The following is a 16,033-nucleotide window of genomic DNA, read 5'->3' as shown; positions in this document are numbered from 1 at the left end:
GACCGGTGCCTTCACGCCGCTCAGGATGGCACCCTGAAGACGACTGCCGTGTGCACGCCATCCACGCGGCTGGACGCCGAATGGCTGGGGGTGATGACGCCGCCGGCCAGTGCAGAAGGGAAACCATGGGCACCATTCTCGTGACCGACATTTCGGAGCTCGTGACCAACGACCCGTCAGCCGCCGCTGCCGGCCCGGCCCCCGCCTCGGCGCCGGACGGCTATGAACGTCTTGGCATCATCACCGACGCTGCGATGCTCATCGACGGCGACATCGTCCGCTGGGTCGGCCCAGCTGACGAGGCCCCCGCCGGCGCCACCACGATCTCCGCAGCCGGCGGCGCGGTCATCCCCGGTTTCGTCGACAGCCACAACCACCTCATCTTCGCCGGCGACCGCTCCGCCGAGTTCGCCGCTCGGATGGCCGGTCAGAAGTACTCCGCCGGCGGCATCGCCACCACCGTGGCCGCCACCCGCGCAGCCAGCGACGCCGAACTCGAAGACAACCTCACGACGCTCATGCGCCAGGCCGAGCACTCCGGCACCACGACGTTCGAGATCAAGACCGGCTACGGCCTCACGCTGGCGGACGAGATCCGCCAGCTGGAGATCATCAACCGCCACACCGATGAATCCACCCTCATCGCCGCCCACGTTGTCCCGCCGGAGCACAAAGACAACCCCGAGCGCTACGTCGACCTCGTTATCGACGAGATCATCCCGGCCGCCGCCGGCAAGGCCAAGTGGATCGACGTGTTCTGCGAAGAGGGTGCCTTCACCGAAGACCAGACTGCCCGCATTCTCAACGCCGGCGTCGCTGCCGGGATGCGTCCGCGCCTGCACGCCAACCAGCTCACCGCCGGCGGCGCCCTGCAGCTGGCCGCAGCGCACGGCTGCGCGTCTGCCGACCATGCGACCTTCGCTTCGGACGCGGACCTCGCAGCCCTCGCCGAGGCCGGCACAGTGGCCACCCTGCTGCCCGGCGTCGAATTCTCCACCCGCCAGCCCTACCCCGATGCCCGCCGCTTCCACGCCGCCGGCGTCACCGTCGCGATCGCCAGCGACTGCAACCCCGGCTCGTGCTTCACCAGCTCGATCCCGTTCTGCATCGCCCTGGCCGTGCGCGATATGCATTTCACTGTCGAACAGGCGATCTGGTCGGCCACCGCCGGCGGTGCCGCGGCACTCGAACGCAGCGACATCGGCCGGCTCAGCCCCGGCGCCCGCGCCGACTTCTCCATCCTCACCGCACCCAGCTACCGGCACCTGGCTTATCGGCCCGGCGTCAACCTCATCCGTGAGGTCCACCGCGCCGGCCGCCCGATCGCCGTCAACCCATCCTGAAAGGCACCCACATGACCGCTGACACCCCCACCGTCGCCCTCGATCCCGATGCGCTGACCTTCGCCGACGTTCTCGCCGTCGCCCGCCACGACGCGCAGGTCACCGTGCCCGAGGCGGTGGCTGAGAATGTGGCCGCCAACCGCTCCGCAGTCGAGGCCCTGGCCGAGGCGCCCCGCCCGGTCTACGGCGTCTCCACCGGGTTCGGCGCGCTCGCCCAGCGGCACATCGCCCATGATCTGCGCGCCCAGCTGCAGAAGTCCCTCATCCGCTCGCATGCCGCCGGCGTCGGCACCCCGGTCGAGCGCGAAGTCGTCCGGGCGCTCATGCTGCTGCGCGCCCGCACGCTGGCCACCGGCCGCACCGGTGTGCGCCTGGAGACGCTCAACACCTATGTTGCGATCCTCAACGCCGGCATCACCCCGGTCGTCTACGAATACGGCTCACTCGGCTGCTCCGGCGACCTCGCACCGCTGTCGGCCTGCGCACTCGTCGCGATGGGCGAAGGCGAGGTCCACGCACCCGACGGCACCACCGCCTCGGCCGCCGACGCCCTCGCTGCAGCCGGCATCGAACCGCTCGAACTGGCCGAGAAGGAGGGACTGGCGCTCGTCAACGGCACCGACGGCATGCTCGGCATGCTCATCCTCGCCCTTCACGACATCGAGAACCTGCTCACCACCGCAGATCTCACCGCGGCGATGAGCGTGGAGGCGCAGCTGGGCACCGATCGGGTGTTCATGCCCGATCTGCACGAGCCGCTGCGCCCGCACCCGGGCCAGGCCGCCTCGGCAGCGAACATGCTCAAAGCCCTCGACGGCTCGCCGATCGTCGCCAGCCACCGCGAGTCCACCCACCTCGTCCAGGACGCCTACTCGCTGCGCTGCACCCCGCAGGTCACCGGTGCCGCCCGCGACGCCGCCGCCTACGCCGCCCAGGTCGCCGCCCGCGAACTCCGGGCAGCGATCGACAACCCGGTCGTGCTGCCCGACGGCTCGGTGTCCTCCAACGGAAACTTCCACGGCGCACCGCTCGCTCACGCGCTCGACTTCCTCGCCATCGCCGTCGCCGATGCCGCCAACATCGCCGAACGCCGCACCGACCGCATGATGGATGTGGCCCGCAACGAGGGCCTGCCGCCGTTCCTCGCCGATGACGCCGGCGTCGACTCCGGGCTCATGATCGCCCACTACACGCAGGCCGCCCTCGTCTCCGACCTCAAGCGTCTGGCAACCCCTGCCAGCGTCGACTCGATCCCCTCGTCTGCCATGCAGGAGGACCACGTATCGATGGGCTGGTCGGCTGCGCGGAAGCTGCGCACCGCGGTGACGAACTTCGCCTCCGTGCTCGGCATCGAACTCTACGCAGCCGCCCGGGCCACCGACCTGCGCGAGCACGACCCGGCCGCCGTCACCGGCGCGGTCATCAGCCTGCTGCGCCAGACCGTGCCCGGACCCGGCCCCGACCGGTTCCTCTCACCGGAGCTGGCCGACGCGATCGAACTCGTGTCCTCCGGGCAGGTGACGGCCGCCGCCGAGGCGGTGGCTGGCCTCACCCATACGCTCACCGACACGGATGGCACCGTGCTGAATGGACGGAGTGAACAGTCATGACCGATGTCACCAGCCTCATGGGCCAGATCGAAACGGTCGGCACCGACCCGCGCGGGCCCGGCTACCTGCGGCCGGGCTACTCGCCGATCGAACGCGAGCTGCGCGACTGGTTCGTTGCCGAAGCCGAACGCCGCGGCCTCGATGTCGAGATCGACACCAACGGCATCGTGTGGGCCTGGGCGACCGCCCCGGGTGAGAACGCCGTCGTCACCGGTTCGCACCTGGACTCGGTGCCCGGAGGCGGCCAGTTCGACGGCCCCCTCGGTGTCGCCTCGGCGCTGGCCGCCTACGACGAACTCAAAGCCCGCGGCACCTTCGACCGGCCCACCCGGCCGTTCGCGCTCGCCGTATTCCCCGAGGAGGAGGGCTCCCGGTTCGGGCTCGCCTGCCTGGGCTCGCGGCTGCTGACCGGTGCGGTCGCCGCCGCGGACGCCCTGACGCTCACCGACCAGAACGGCGACACACTCGCCGATGTCGTCACCCGCTACGGCCTCGACCCTGCCCGAATGGGTGCTGACCGGGACCGGGTCAACCAGATCGGCTCATTCATCGAACTCCACGTCGAACAGGGCGTCGGGCTCATCAACACCGACCAGCCGGTGGCGATCGGCTCCTCGATCGTCGGCCACGGCCGCTGGCACTTCCGCTTCACCGGCCAGGGCAACCACGCCGGCACCACCCCGATGGCCCACCGTGCTGACCCGGTTGCTGCCGCCAGCCGCCTCATCGGCGACATCCCGGCGCTGGCCGACGGCTTCGATGAGGCCGTCGCGACCGTCGGACGCACTTCGATCCACCCTGGCGGCACGAACGTCATCGCCTCGGCGATGGACTTCTGGCTCGACATCCGCCATGATTCCGATGACGTCGTCGCAGAGGTCCTCGAGGCGATCACCACTCGCGGCAAGGAGCGCGCCGCAGAAGCCGCCGGTCCCGGTGCGCGGGAGAACGGCGTCGAGGTCGGCCTCGATGTCAGCCGCGAATCCTACTCACCGACGACGCACTTCCATCGCGAACTGAACGACCGGCTGCGCGCCGTCCTGCCCGAGGCGCCCCTGCTGGCGACCGGGGCCGGGCACGACGCCGGGATCCTCGCCGCACATGTGCCCTCGGCGATGCTGTTCGTGCGCAACCCCACCGGCGTCTCCCACGCCCCGGAGGAAGCCTGTGAAGACGACGATGCCCGTGCCGGCGCGAAGGCGCTGGCCGATGTGCTCGCCGCCGAACTCACCCACGGCCTCGACAACGGAACGGCATCATGACCGGCTCGCTGCGCTTCGAGACCGCCTGGTTGGCCCCGGGCCGGTACGCCCGTGACGTGCGCGTCAGCATCGACGATGACGGCATCATCACCGCGATCGAGGAGGGGGCAGACCCTGCCGCTCCCGAGGCGGGGGACCGGCTGGCAGGGTTCGCGATCCCAGGTGCCGTCAACGCCCACTCGCATGCCTTCCACCGGCTGCTGCGCGGCCGCACCCACGGTGACGGAGGGACGTTCTGGACGTGGCGCGAGGTGATGTACCGGGTGGCCGGCCAGCTCGACCCGGAGAACTACTACCGGGCCGCCCGCGCCATCTACGCGGAGATGGTCACCGCCGGTTACACGGCCGTCGGCGAGTTCCACTACGTCCACCACGCCCCCGGCGGCGCACCTTACGCTGAGCCGCACGCGATGGAGCGCGCCCTCGCGCAGGCGGCGCTTGATGCCGGGATCCGGCTCGTCCTCCTCGACACCTGCTACCTCACCGGTGCGATCGGCGAGGAGCTCAATGCAGAGCAGCAGCGCTTCGGCGACGGCACGATCGACGGCTACCTGCAGCGTCACACCGGCCTGGCCGAGATGCTGGCCGCTGACTTCCCAGCCCATGCCACCGCGGGGGGAGTGACCCTCGGTGCTGCGATCCACTCGGTGCGCGCCGTCCCCGCCGCAGCTCTGCCGGCCTTCACGGCACTCGAGGGCCCGCTGCATGTCCACCTGTCCGAACAGCCGGCCGAGAACGACGCCTGCCGGAAGGCCTACGGCACGACCCCCACGCAGCTGCTCGCTGATGCAGGTGTCGTGACCGACCGGCTCTCGGCCGTCCACGCCACCCACCTGACCGACGAGGACATCGAACTGCTCGGTGACGCCGCCTCCACGATCGTCATGTGCCCGACAACCGAAGCAGACCTGGCCGACGGCATCGGCCCGGCCCGCGCCCTCGCTGACGCCGGTGCGGTCATCAGCCTCGGCTCCGACCAGCACGTCACCCTCGACCCGCTGCTGGAACTGCGCGGACTCGAAGCCGGCGAACGACTCGGCTCCGGCCAGCGCGGCCGCTTCACCCCTGCTGAACTGCTCGCCGCACTCACCTCAGGCGGCAGCCGGTCTCTGCACCTCGGGGACACCAACGCAGAGCCGGCCACCGCCTCGGGCGCGGGACTGACCGTCGGCCAGCCTGCCGACATCGCCGTCATCGCCGCCGACACCCCGCGCACCTACGGATCCAAAGGCGAGCAGATCATGCTCGCCGGCACCGCCGCCGATGTCACCCACGTGTACTCCGCCGGCCGGCTCGTCGCCGCGAACGGCGTGCACACGAGCCTCGGGCCAGTCGGCGAGCTCTACCGGGAGGCCTACCGGGCCTTCGACTTCGGAGACTGAGATGGCCGAAGTCCCAGCCCTGCGCCGCGCTGTCGCGATCCTGCGGGCGCTGGCCGGATCGAACCGGCCGATCACCGCAGGTGCGATGGCGCGTTCGCTGTCGATCCCGCGCTCATCGATCTACGAGATCCTCTCGGTGCTCGAAGAACTCGGGCTGGTGGCGAAGACCGGCGGCGGATACATGCTCGGCGCCGGCGTCTCCGAACTCGGCAGCGCCTATGTGCGGGCGAATCCGCTGCAGCGGATGTCCGCACCGCTCGTCCGGCAGCTGGCCGAGGCGACCCGCGGCACCGCGCAGCTGGCGGTGCTGCGCGGCTGGGAGACCGTCTATGTGCTCAAGGAGCAGTCGGTCGAATCCGTGGCCGTCATCACCGCCACCGGTGTGCGGATGCCGGCCTACCTGACCGCCACTGGCCGGGCGATCATGTCCGGGCTGCCCAAGCGCGATGTGCTCGCACTGCTCAGCGGCGAGGACGTCTTCGTCTCCCGCACCGGAGCCGGGCCGACGACGATACGGCAGCTGCTCACGCAGCTCGCCCAGACCCGCCACCAGGGATATGCGCTCGAACGCGGGGAGATCACCCCAGGCATCTGCACGATCGCCGCACCGGTCTTCGATGTCCTCGACCGGCCGGTCGCCGCCGTGGGCGTCAGCATTCCCGATGCGGAGCAGAGCGAGGCGCGGATACGCGATGTCATCGACCGTGTCAAGGCTGCAGCTGACACGATCACCTCACGGCTGCGCTGACACGCCGACTGAAAGGCCAGCGTCATCTGCTGACCAGGACGGACGGGTGTTCACGCCGATGCGGTGCTGCGCGGTGATGACATCTGGTCGAGGAACGACCCACAGCCCCAGAGCTGAGGGCAGCGAAGACGAACCGTCACCCCTGCGGCCAGGGCAGGTCGAGCACCTGCGCCTGCTCGCCGGCGCGCAGACCCGCAGTCGGCACGGTGAGGAATCCGTCGGCCTCGGTGAGTCCGCGCAGCATGTTCGCCCCACGGGCATCGCAGGGCTCCCAGCGGTTGCCCTCGCGCTGGCGTGCCGGCATGAGTGTGCTCACGCGCACCGGCCGCACCTCGACGGCGACCTCCACCGAACGCGCCGGGCGCAGAGGGAGGCCGAGCATCCCGCACAGCAGCGGTTCGACGACGACGCGGATCGCCGTCATCGCCGCCAGCGGGTTGCCCGGCAGCCCGACATGCCAGGCTCCCGGGTGCCCACCGAGCTGAGCGAACGTCGTCGGATGTCCTGGCCGCATCGCCAGCTCCGGGAAGAGCAGCTCACTGGCCAAGCGTGCCGACTCCCGCCTGACGTGATCGGCATCCGAATGTCCGGTCCCACCGGTGGTGAGCACGACATGAGCGGCAGCCAGCGCCTCGTAAAGCGCGACCCGGGTCTCCTGCGCATCGTCTCCGATCCGCCGTACATCGATCACGTCTCCGCCCAGGCCTGCCACAAGTCCCGGCAGCGCCGGTCCGAAGGTGTCGCGCACCTGCCCGGGTGCGGGCTGACCTGCGGTGATGACCTCGTCTCCGGTCATCAGCAGCGCCACCCGCGGCCGCCTGCGCACCGGCAGCGCATCGAGCCCGGCAACGGCCGCATAGGCAAGATCGGCCGGTGAGAGCACCCGCCCGCCTTCCAGCAGCACCTCACCGGCGCGGGTCTCCCGGCCGGCTCGCCGGATGTTGCGCGCCGGCGCCAGATCCGTCGCCGGGGCATCAGCGCGCAGCCGCAGCCCGGTCTGTCCGGCCGCGTCGGCTCCCATCACCTCGGCGTGTTCGCAGCGCACGATGCTCGTGGTGCCTGCCGGCACTGCGCCGCCGGTGAGGATCGGCCGTGCCCACCCTGCCGCCAGCGGACGGGCGCCGGATGCGGCGTGGGCATCCGCTCCCGAGGCGGTGCTCGCCTCGAGCTGCCAGGGGGGCGGGCCGGACACGGCGAAACCGTCCATCGCCGAGGAGCCGAAATGCGGGATCGCGCGGCCGGCTGTCACCGTGTGTGCGAGCACCCGGCCCAGGCATGCCGGCAGCGGCTGTGCTGCGGCCGGCTGGAGTGTTGAGGCACCGGCGCGCGCGGCGATGGTGATCGCCTCGGCCCAGTCGGGGTGGGTCATGCTGTCATTCTCACATGACCCCGGCCGGCCGCACATGATCCCGGTCAGCGCCGCAGCCGCTCAGCCCACCGCAGACGCTGCCTGTGCCCGCTCACCCGCCGGCGAACGGCGGCAGCACATCGACCCGCTGACCAGGGTTGATGAGCGTTCCCTCGAGCACGACGAACCCGTCGACGAAGCTCGAGCTCTCCGCCAGCACAGTCTTGAGCGCCGGCTCTCCAGCCGGTGGTTCCGGGTGCCGTTCGGCCAGCAGCTCGAAGAGCTGCGCCTCACTCACCGGCTCATTAAGCGGCACCTGCTCTTCGGCGATCCCACCGGCGGCAGCGCGGGCGGCGGCGAAATACCGGACGGTGACCTCCCAGCCGTGACCCGCCTCGGGCGCGGTGTGCTGCTGACCCATGCTCACCCTCCGATCGCGCTCATCGAGCGCTCCGGCTGGACGTACTCGTCGCTGTCAAGACCGGGCCGGCCCATGCCGTGGGCGCGCGGCTTGAGCCACATCGCCTGCCGCCACGCCTGCCCGACAGCGGCATCATCGGCATCCGAGCGCAGCAGCAGCGAGAGGTCGAACTCCTCATGCGAGAACAGGCACGAGCGGATCTTGCCCTCGGCGGTGATGCGAGTGCGGGTGCAGTCGCCGCAGAATGGCTCGGTCACCGAGGCGATGATCCCCACCCGGCCCAGTGGTTCCCCGACCGTTCCCGAGGCGGTGCTTGCGTGCGGGTAGACCCGCCACCGCTGAGCTGGGGCGCCGGCGCGCGGGACGTCGTCGGCGATGAGATCCCAGTGTGCGCTCAGCTGGGTGCGGATCTCCTCGGCGGTGACCATGTTCGCCCGCGTCCAACCGTGATCGCCGTCAAGCGGCATCTGCTCGATGAACCGCAGCTCCAGCCCGCGGGCCAGTGCGAAGTCGAGCAGGCCTGCGGCCTGGTCGTCGTTGACCCCGCGCATGAGCACCGCGTTGATCTTCACAGGTGACAGGCCCGCGGCCTGGGCGGCGTCGATGCCGTCGAGCACCTGGGTGAGCCGGTCCCTGCGGGCGAGCGTCGCGTAGGTCTCGGCGTCGATGGTGTCCAGAGAGATATTGAGCCTCGAGAGTCCGGCCTCAGCGAGCTTGGCTGCGCGGGCGGCTAAGCCGATGCCGTTGGTGGTGATGGCGACCGGCAGTTCGGCGTGCTCGGCGCGGATGCCGGCGATGATCGCCTCAAGATCGGGCCGGATGAGCGGTTCGCCCCCGGTCAGTCGCAGCTTCTCGACCCCGAGGTCGCGCACGGCGATGCGCACGATCCGCACCACCTCATCGGCGGTGAGCAGGGACTCCTGCGGCATCCAGTCCATGCCTTCGGCGGGCATGCAGTAGGTGCAGCGCAGATTGCATTTGTCTGTCAGGGATATGCGCAGGTCGGTGCCGGCCCGGCCGAACTGGTCGAGCAGCGGCCCGGAGGCAGGGGCATCGGCGGCCCGGCGTGCCAGCGACGCGGCGACATTGCCGGCAGTGGGCCTGACGGTGGGAAGTCCCAGCTCAACAGACATGCATCGAGTCTAGCAACGGCGCATGTGTCTCGGCTAGAAAGGCCCGCGCGTCCACCGGGCGTGGAGCTTCGGGGACTAGGCTTGAGTCCATGATCACGACTGCAGACGGCTGGCCGGCGACGGGTGCACGCTCGGTCACCGCCCACATCCGTGCCGTCGCCGAGGCGGTGGCCGCCCAGGCCAGCGCGCGCACCGTCGGCGGGGAGCGCGTGCGCACCGAAACCCTGCCGCTGGCGGCAGCCGCCGGCCGGGTGCTCGCCGCTGATGTCACCGCCACCGGCGACCTGCCCGGTTTTGACAACTCCCAGATGGACGGCTTCGCCGTCTGCGCAGCCGACACGCCTGCCACCCTGCCGCTGGCACCGATGATTCCGGCCGGCCACTGGCCCGACCCGCTGCCGGATGCTCACGCCGCCCCGATCATGACCGGCGCGCCGATCCCCGCCGGGGCCGATGCGGTCATCCCGATCGAAGACACCGACGCGACGAGCTTCGATGCCGCCGTGACGGCCGGTCAGATCACCGTGCCCGAGGTGTCAGCTGGGACATTCGTGCGTCCCACCGGCTCCGACGCCCGCACCGGGGACCTGCTGCTGGCTGCCGGCACGCGCCTGACCGTCCCGGGGCTCGGCACCATCGCCGCACTCGGACAGACCGAGGTGGCAGTCCACGCCAGGCCGCGGGCCGTCATCTACACCGGCGGTGACGAAGTGAGCGCCCCGGGCACCACCCCGCTGCGCCCGGGCGCCCTGTACGACGCGAACCTCACGATGCTCGCCGCCTGGCTGGACCGCAACGGCGTCACCGTCGCCGACTCCCGGCTCATCTCCGACACCGTCGCCGACTTCGCCGCCGTCCTCGAAGCCGACGTCGCCGCCCACGCGCCTGATCTCATCATCACCTCCGGCGGGATCAGCGCCGGCCGCTACGAAGTCATCCGCCAGGCACTCGAAGGGTGTGCGGCCTTCGGATCGGTGACCATGCAGCCCGGCGGCCCGCAGGGCCTCGGAACCCACACCTCGGGCGCGGTCATCATCTGCTTCCCCGGCAATCCCGTGAGCACCTGGGTCTCAGCCGAGATGTTCCTGCGGCCAGCGCTGGCCGCCGGCTACCGGTGCACGTCGGCCCACCGCTGGCAGCCGGCCTCCCTGACCGAGGACGTCACCCCCTTGGCCCGCCGCGAGCAGATCCGGCGCGGCACCTGGCACACCGACGACACCGGTCACGTCACCGCGGCCGCCTTCTCCGGCACCAGCTCCCACCTGCTCGCCGGGGCCGCGCAGGCCACCGCACTCATCCGCATCCCCCCTGGTGACGAGACCGTCCCGGCCGGATCCACCGTCCAGATTCTGCCGCTTGAGGAGGCCCACAGTGAGTGAGCTCAGCCATGTCCGCGCCGACGGCACCGCCCATATGGTCGACGTGTCGGACAAGCCGGTGACCGCCCGCACCGCCGCCGCCGAGGCGGTCGTGGCCACCACCGCCGACGTCGTCGAGCAGATCTTCGCAGGCACCGCCCCGAAGGGCGATGTGCTCGCCGTCGCCCGGGTCGCCGGGATCATGGCCGCGAAGAAGACCCCCGAGCTCGTGCCGCTGTGCCACCCGCTGCCCATCAGCGGGGTCACCGTCGACTTCACCCGGCTGCCGGCCGGCGTGCACATCCGCACCCGCGTCAAGACCACCGCGGTCACCGGAGTCGAGATGGAGGCCCTGACCGCCGCCTCGGTCGCGGCCCTGACCGTCTACGACATGATCAAGGCTCTCGACAAGGCCGCCGAGATCACCACCACCCGCGTCGTGGCCAAGACCGGCGGCAAGAGCGGCGACTACCACCGCGCCGCTGATGAGAAGGGAGGCCTCCCATGAGCAAGGCTGATGAGTTCGCCTTCCAGCCCGGCCGCCGCATCAAGCGCAAGCCGGACTTCGGCGCCGGCGACTGGGCGGCTGTCATCGTCGTCTCGACCGCCGCCGCCGAAGGTCGAGCCGCCGATACGACCGGGCCGCTGCTGACCGACTGGCTCACCGGCCACGGCTACCGCGTGCCCGATCCGATCATCGTCGCCGACGGAGCCCCGGTGCGCACGGCACTGCAGCGCCTGCTCGTCGACCTGCCGGCAGGCGAGCGCCCGCGGTTCATCTTCACCACCGGCGGGACCGGCACCAACAGCGACGACAGCACCCCCGAGGCGACAGCTGAGTTCATCGACCGGCCCGCCCCCGGGATCATGCACGCGCTGTGGGCCTATGGTCTGCAGAAGCTCGACGAGGCGATGATGAGCCGCGGGAGGGCCGGGCTGTGCGGGCAGACCTTCATCTGCAACCTTCCAGGCTCACCCGGCGGGGTGCGCGACGGCATCACCGTCCTCGACTCCGTCCTCCACCACCTGCAGGCACAGCTCGCAGACGTCCGCGACCACGACGACTCCCACCGCCACCCTGCTCAGCCGGCCCCCGCCTCGGGACCGGCAACCGGAGTCGTCCACACATCCATCACCGAGGACCCTCTCACAGACGACGCCGCCGTCGCGGTCCTGAGCCCGCAGATGGGTGCGGTCGCGAGCTTCCGCGGGGTCATCCGCAACCACGACTCCGGCCGCGACGACGTCACCGGGCTTGACTACACCGCCCACCCGCAGGCCGGTGAGATCCTCGCCGCGACCTGCGCGGCAGTCGCCCAGGAGTTCGCGGCTGAGTCCGGTGGGGTGCGGATCTGGGCTGCTCACCGGATCGGCAGCCTCGCCGTCGGTGAGGACGCACTCTTGGTCGCGGTCGCCGCCGCTCACCGGCGCGAGGCGTTCGCCTGCTGCGCCGAACTTGTTGACCGGATCAAGGCCGAGGTGCCGATCTGGAAGCAGCAGCACTACGCGACCGGCGGCCACGATTGGGTGGGGATCGGCTCATGAGCCACCCCCGCTATGCGCGGCAGATCACCGTCCCCGGCGTTGGGGTCGCCGGCCAGCATGCGCTCGGCCGAGCGCGCGTGCTCATCATCGGCGCCGGTGGACTCGGATCGCCGGCAGCCCTGTATCTCGCTGCCGCCGGTGTCGGCACGATCGGCATCGTCGATGACGATGAGGTCGAACTGTCGAACCTGCACCGGCAGATCCTGCACACCACCGCCGACGTCGGCATCGAGAAGACCGTCTCGGCTGCCGCGACCGTCAACGCGCTCAACCCCAACGTCACCGTCGAGATGCACCCGATCCGCCTCGACTCCGGCAACGCCTACGAGATCATCAGCGGCTACGACATCGTCATCGACGGGGCGGACAACTTCGACACCCGCTATCTCGTCTCCGATGCCACCACGGTCGTCGACATCCCGCACGTGTGGGCCTCGGTGCTGACGACCGGCGGGCAGCTGAGCGTCTTCCACGCCTCCCGCGGGCCCGTCTACCGCGACCTGCTGCCCAGCCAGCCGGCGCCCGGGGCGATCCCCAGCTGCGCGGAGGCCGGCGTGCTCGGGGTGGTCCCCGGCATCCTCGGCGTCGCCCAGGCCGGTGAAGCGCTCAAGCTCATCCTCGACTTCGGTCGGCCGCTCATCGGCACCGTGCTCATCTACGACATCCGCACTGCCGGCTGGGAGCGGCTGCCGCTGCGCGCCAACCCGGCCGTCCGCCGCCCGGCCACCGCCGCAGAGGTGGGTTTCGACCTCGTGCCCGCCCTCAACTGCACCCAGCTGCAGGAGGAGGTCGACGCGCTCGAAGTGCAGGGACGGCCGCTCGTGCTCGTCGATGTGCGCGAACCCTATGAGACTGAGACCGGGATCATCCCCGGTGCCCGCCTCATCCCGGTCGGCGAGTTCACCGAGAAACCTCCCGCCGGCAGCGAGGCGGTTGCTGAACTCATCGACGAGGCGAAGTCCTCTGACGCCGAGGTGGTGCTGTACTGCAAGTCCGGCGCCCGCTCCCAGGCCGCCGCCCGCGTCCTCCTGCAGTCCGGCGCCCAGGTCAAGCACCTCACCGGCGGGATCGACGCCTGGTACAAGCACCTCGACGAGGGGCTGTGATGCGCCGGGTCGTCCGCTCCCGCGTCCATCGCTTCGACGCCTCCGGCGAGGTCCGCGCCCGCGCCGACGCACTTGCCGGTGAGGAGCCGCTGGAAGTCCGCCTCGACGGCGAGCAGTTCACCGTCACCATGCGCACCCCCGGGGACGATGTCGAGCTCGTCGCCGGCTTCCTGCTGACCGAAGGCGTCATCACGTCGATGGCTGACATCGTCGAGGTCGACTTCGCCTCCGGACTCGACCCCGATGGCAGCCGCAACTACAACGTCGCCGCCGTCCGCCTGCAGCCCGGCGTGTGGGACCGCGAGACCTTCCGAGCCCGCCAGGTCTACACCTCGAGTGCCTGCGGCATCTGCGGCACCGCCTCGATCGAAGCCGTCCGCAAGGAATCCGCCTACCCTGTCGCCGCGCCGGAACCCGGGTTCATCAGTCCATCCGCGGTGCTCGCCCTGCCCGAGCTGCTGCGGTCGCACCAGGGTCTGTTCGATTCCACCGGCGGGGTGCATGCGGCAGCCCTGTTCACCGCTCCCGAGGCGGGGGAGGATGGCAGGGAACCGGACCTGCTGGTTCTGCGAGAGGATGTCGGCCGACACAATGCCGTCGACAAGGTCCTCGGCTGGGCACTGGAGCAGAAGCTGCTGCCGGCTGACCGGGCTGTCCTGCAGGTCTCGGGCCGGGCCTCCTTCGAACTCGTGCAGAAGGCCGCGATGGCCGGCATCCCGATGCTCTCGGCAGTCTCGGCCCCGTCAGCACTCGCCGTCGACCTCGGGCGAGAACTCGGTGTCACCGTCATCGGCTTCAACCGCGGTTCCACCTTCAACGCTTACTCCCACGAACAGCGCCTGCACTGATTCCAGCAGATCCGGTGAGACCAGGCCCCTCACACCTGAATGTCCAGCCCGATGTCGAGTACCGCAGCCGAATGGGTCAGCCAGCCGGCGGAGATGAGATCAACGCCGGTCTCAGCGATCGCCGGTGCCGTCTCGACTGTGATCCGCCCCGAGGCCTCTGCTGTCAGGCGGCCGTCGATGAGCTCCACGGCTTCTCGCAGCTGAGCTGGCTCCATATTGTCCAGCAGCACCGCGTCAACACCATCGGAGATCTCCAGCAGCTCGCGCAGCTGATCGAGCGTGTCGACTTCGACTTCGATGGCGACGAGATGTCCGACCTGGGCGAGCACCTGCTCGACTGCGGCCGTCACGCCGCCGGCCAGCGCGATGTGGTTGTCCTTGATGAGGACCGCATCGTCGAGCCCGGTGCGGTGGTTCATTCCGCCGCCGCAGCGCACTGCATACTTCTCAACCGCCCGCAGCCCAGGCGTCGTCTTCCGCGTGCAGGTGACTGCACACCTCCCGGCGACCGCATCGACGAGGGCCGCCGCGGCAGTGGCGATCCCCGACAGATGTCCGAGGAAATTCAGGGCCACCCGTTCACCGCTCAGCAGCGCGCGGGCATCGGCGGTGATCGTGGCGATCTCCTCACCAGCACCCACCCGGCAGCCGTCGCCTTTCGAGACCACCACCTCGGCGGCGGGGTCGAGCAGCTCGAAGGCGAGGGCGGCCAGGTCGAGACCGGCGACCGTCCCGGGCTGGCGCGCGGCAAGGACAGCGCTCGCCCGCATCCCGGCAGGCACCGTCGCCGTCGTCGTCAGGTCGCCTGCGCGGCCGAAGTCCTCTAACAGCGCATTGCGGACGAGATCTTCGATCATCACCTTCGGCAGCGCAGCCAGCTCACCGGTCATGAGATCGCAAGCATCCGGTCAACGGCGGCGCGGGCGCGGTCGGCGACGTCGGGGTCGATCGTCACCTCGTGCTGCATGCCCTCGAGCGCGGCCCGGATGTTGGCCAGCGAGTTGCGCTTCATGTGCGGGCACAGATTGCACGGCCGGATCATCTCGACGTCGCGGATCTCGGCGGCGATGTTGTCGCTCATCGAGCATTCGGTGATGAGCGCGACGCGCTTGGGCCGCTGCTGCGCGACGTGGGCGAGCATCTGCGCGGTCGAACCGGCCATGTCGCTGGCGGCCACGACATCCGGCGGGCACTCCGGGTGGGCCATGACGAGTACGCCCTCGTGGTCGCGGCGCACCTGTTCGATGTCGGCGGCGGTGAATCGGTCGTGGACCTCGCAGCGGCCCGGCCACGTGATGACCTCGACGCCGCAGTCGCGGGCGATGTTCGCCGCCAGGTGCTCATCCGGGATCATGATGACCCGGTCGGTGCCGAGGGACTCGATGACCGCTTTCGCATTGCCCGAAGTGCAGCAGATATCGGATTCTGCCTTCACCGCCGCCGATGTGTTGACGTAGGTGACGACGGGAACGCCGGGATTGTCCGCCTTGAGCTGCCGGACGTCGGCTGCCGTGATCGATTCGGCCAGCGAGCAGCCGGCACGCAGATCAGGGACGAGAACGGTCTTCTCCGGATTCAGCAGCTTGGCAGTCTCGGCCATGAAGTGCACGCCGGCGAGCACGATGACATCGGCATCGGCTCTCTCGGCCTCGCGGGCCAGAGCCAGGGAGTCGCCGACGATGTCGGCAACCCCGTGGAAGATCTCCGGGGTCTGGTAGTTGTGGGCGAGGATGACGGCGTTGCGCTCCTCCTTGAGTCGCCAGATGGCGGCGATGTCGTCTTCCATCGTCGCCCACTCGATGCGGGGGATGACGGAGTCGACGCGCTGGTACAGGGCATCGGTGTCGATCGTCACGGTCGGCATGCGGCTCCTTCGCTCGGGCTGCCGGAACTTATTATGCTCAGTATGAGCATAAAGGCGCGAGGGAG

General features: G+C 70.2%; 15 protein-coding genes. 10 read left to right on the top strand and 5 right to left on the bottom strand.

Features of this window, described 5'->3' with window-relative positions:
• The first annotated feature begins 125 nt into the window (after positions 1-125).
• From hutI to B4E96_RS09415, 5 genes are read left to right on the top strand one after another with little or no spacing between them, the layout of a single operon-like run.
• Positions 126-1,343, top strand: a complete 1,218-nt coding sequence (hutI, locus tag B4E96_RS09435) for an imidazolonepropionase (RefSeq protein ID WP_286957334.1) — start codon at positions 126-128, stop codon at positions 1,341-1,343.
• A gap of 11 nt (positions 1,344-1,354) precedes the next feature.
• Positions 1,355-2,953, top strand: coding sequence for a histidine ammonia-lyase (hutH, locus tag B4E96_RS09430; RefSeq protein ID WP_286957333.1), 1,599 nt, complete (start codon positions 1,355-1,357; stop codon positions 2,951-2,953).
• Entirely contained in the window at positions 2,950-4,215 is a 1,266-nt protein-coding gene (locus B4E96_RS09425) for an allantoate amidohydrolase (RefSeq protein WP_286957332.1), read from the top strand. Before hutH ends, B4E96_RS09425 begins: the two co-directional genes overlap by 4 nt.
• A complete protein-coding gene (locus tag B4E96_RS09420) occupies positions 4,212-5,597 on the top strand; it encodes a formimidoylglutamate deiminase (protein WP_286957330.1) in 1,386 nt (461 codons plus the stop codon). Before B4E96_RS09425 ends, B4E96_RS09420 begins: the two co-directional genes overlap by 4 nt.
• 1 nt (position 5,598) lies before the next feature.
• Positions 5,599-6,345 carry an IclR family transcriptional regulator gene (locus B4E96_RS09415; RefSeq protein WP_286957329.1) on the top strand — a complete coding sequence of 249 codons (747 nt, stop codon included), beginning with the start codon at positions 5,599-5,601 and terminating at the stop codon, positions 6,343-6,345.
• Positions 6,346-6,481: 136 nt separating this feature from the next.
• Here the strand turns inward: B4E96_RS09415 and B4E96_RS09410 are convergent, their stop codons facing one another.
• The 3 genes from B4E96_RS09410 to moaA form a co-directional block, all read right to left on the bottom strand.
• Complete coding sequence (locus B4E96_RS09410) at positions 6,482-7,714, bottom strand: molybdopterin molybdotransferase MoeA (RefSeq protein WP_286957327.1); 1,233 nt, start codon at positions 7,712-7,714, stop codon at positions 6,482-6,484.
• A 91-nt stretch (positions 7,715-7,805) separates the two neighbouring features.
• On the bottom strand, positions 7,806-8,114 hold the full coding sequence (locus tag B4E96_RS09405; protein ID WP_259796570.1) for a MoaD/ThiS family protein: 309 nt from the start codon (positions 8,112-8,114) through the stop codon (positions 7,806-7,808).
• A gap of 2 nt (positions 8,115-8,116) precedes the next feature.
• Positions 8,117-9,247, bottom strand: coding sequence for a GTP 3',8-cyclase MoaA (gene moaA / locus B4E96_RS09400; protein ID WP_259796567.1), 1,131 nt, complete (start codon positions 9,245-9,247; stop codon positions 8,117-8,119).
• Between the two features lie 89 nt (positions 9,248-9,336).
• On the opposite strand from moaA, the gene glp reads away from it, so the two are divergent.
• From glp to fdhD, 5 genes are read left to right on the top strand one after another with little or no spacing between them, the layout of a single operon-like run.
• Positions 9,337-10,626 carry a gephyrin-like molybdotransferase Glp gene (glp, locus tag B4E96_RS09395; protein WP_286957326.1) on the top strand — a complete coding sequence of 430 codons (1,290 nt, stop codon included), beginning with the start codon at positions 9,337-9,339 and terminating at the stop codon, positions 10,624-10,626.
• Entirely contained in the window at positions 10,619-11,113 is a 495-nt protein-coding gene (gene moaC, locus B4E96_RS09390; protein WP_170274679.1) for a cyclic pyranopterin monophosphate synthase MoaC, read from the top strand. The genes glp and moaC overlap by 8 nt, the downstream gene beginning before the upstream one ends.
• Positions 11,110-12,150 (top strand): molybdenum cofactor biosynthesis protein MoaE, encoded by a 1,041-nt coding sequence (locus B4E96_RS09385; protein WP_259854956.1) that lies wholly within the window; start codon positions 11,110-11,112, stop codon positions 12,148-12,150. Before moaC ends, B4E96_RS09385 begins: the two co-directional genes overlap by 4 nt.
• Positions 12,147-13,256, top strand: a complete 1,110-nt coding sequence (locus tag B4E96_RS09380; protein ID WP_286957325.1) for a ThiF family adenylyltransferase — start codon at positions 12,147-12,149, stop codon at positions 13,254-13,256. The genes B4E96_RS09385 and B4E96_RS09380 overlap by 4 nt, the downstream gene beginning before the upstream one ends.
• Positions 13,256-14,104 carry a formate dehydrogenase accessory sulfurtransferase FdhD gene (fdhD, locus tag B4E96_RS09375; RefSeq protein WP_259796554.1) on the top strand — a complete coding sequence of 283 codons (849 nt, stop codon included), beginning with the start codon at positions 13,256-13,258 and terminating at the stop codon, positions 14,102-14,104. The genes B4E96_RS09380 and fdhD overlap by 1 nt, the downstream gene beginning before the upstream one ends.
• 29 nt (positions 14,105-14,133) lie before the next feature.
• Here fdhD and nadC read toward each other — a convergent pair whose 3' ends face one another.
• Together nadC and nadA are read right to left on the bottom strand one after the other, a co-directional pair.
• A complete protein-coding gene (gene nadC, locus B4E96_RS09370; RefSeq protein WP_259796551.1) occupies positions 14,134-14,994 on the bottom strand; it encodes a carboxylating nicotinate-nucleotide diphosphorylase in 861 nt (286 codons plus the stop codon).
• Positions 14,991-15,968 (bottom strand): quinolinate synthase NadA, encoded by a 978-nt coding sequence (gene nadA / locus B4E96_RS09365; protein WP_259796547.1) that lies wholly within the window; start codon positions 15,966-15,968, stop codon positions 14,991-14,993. The genes nadC and nadA overlap by 4 nt, the downstream gene beginning before the upstream one ends.
• Between the last annotated feature and the right edge of the window lie 65 nt (positions 15,969-16,033).

Origin of the sequence: Brevibacterium sp. UBA7493, assembly GCF_002479565.1 — a bacterium.
Lineage (GTDB): Bacteria > Actinomycetota > Actinomycetes > Actinomycetales > Brevibacteriaceae > Brevibacterium > Brevibacterium luteolum.
This window is presented reverse-complemented; position numbering and strand designations above follow the sequence as displayed.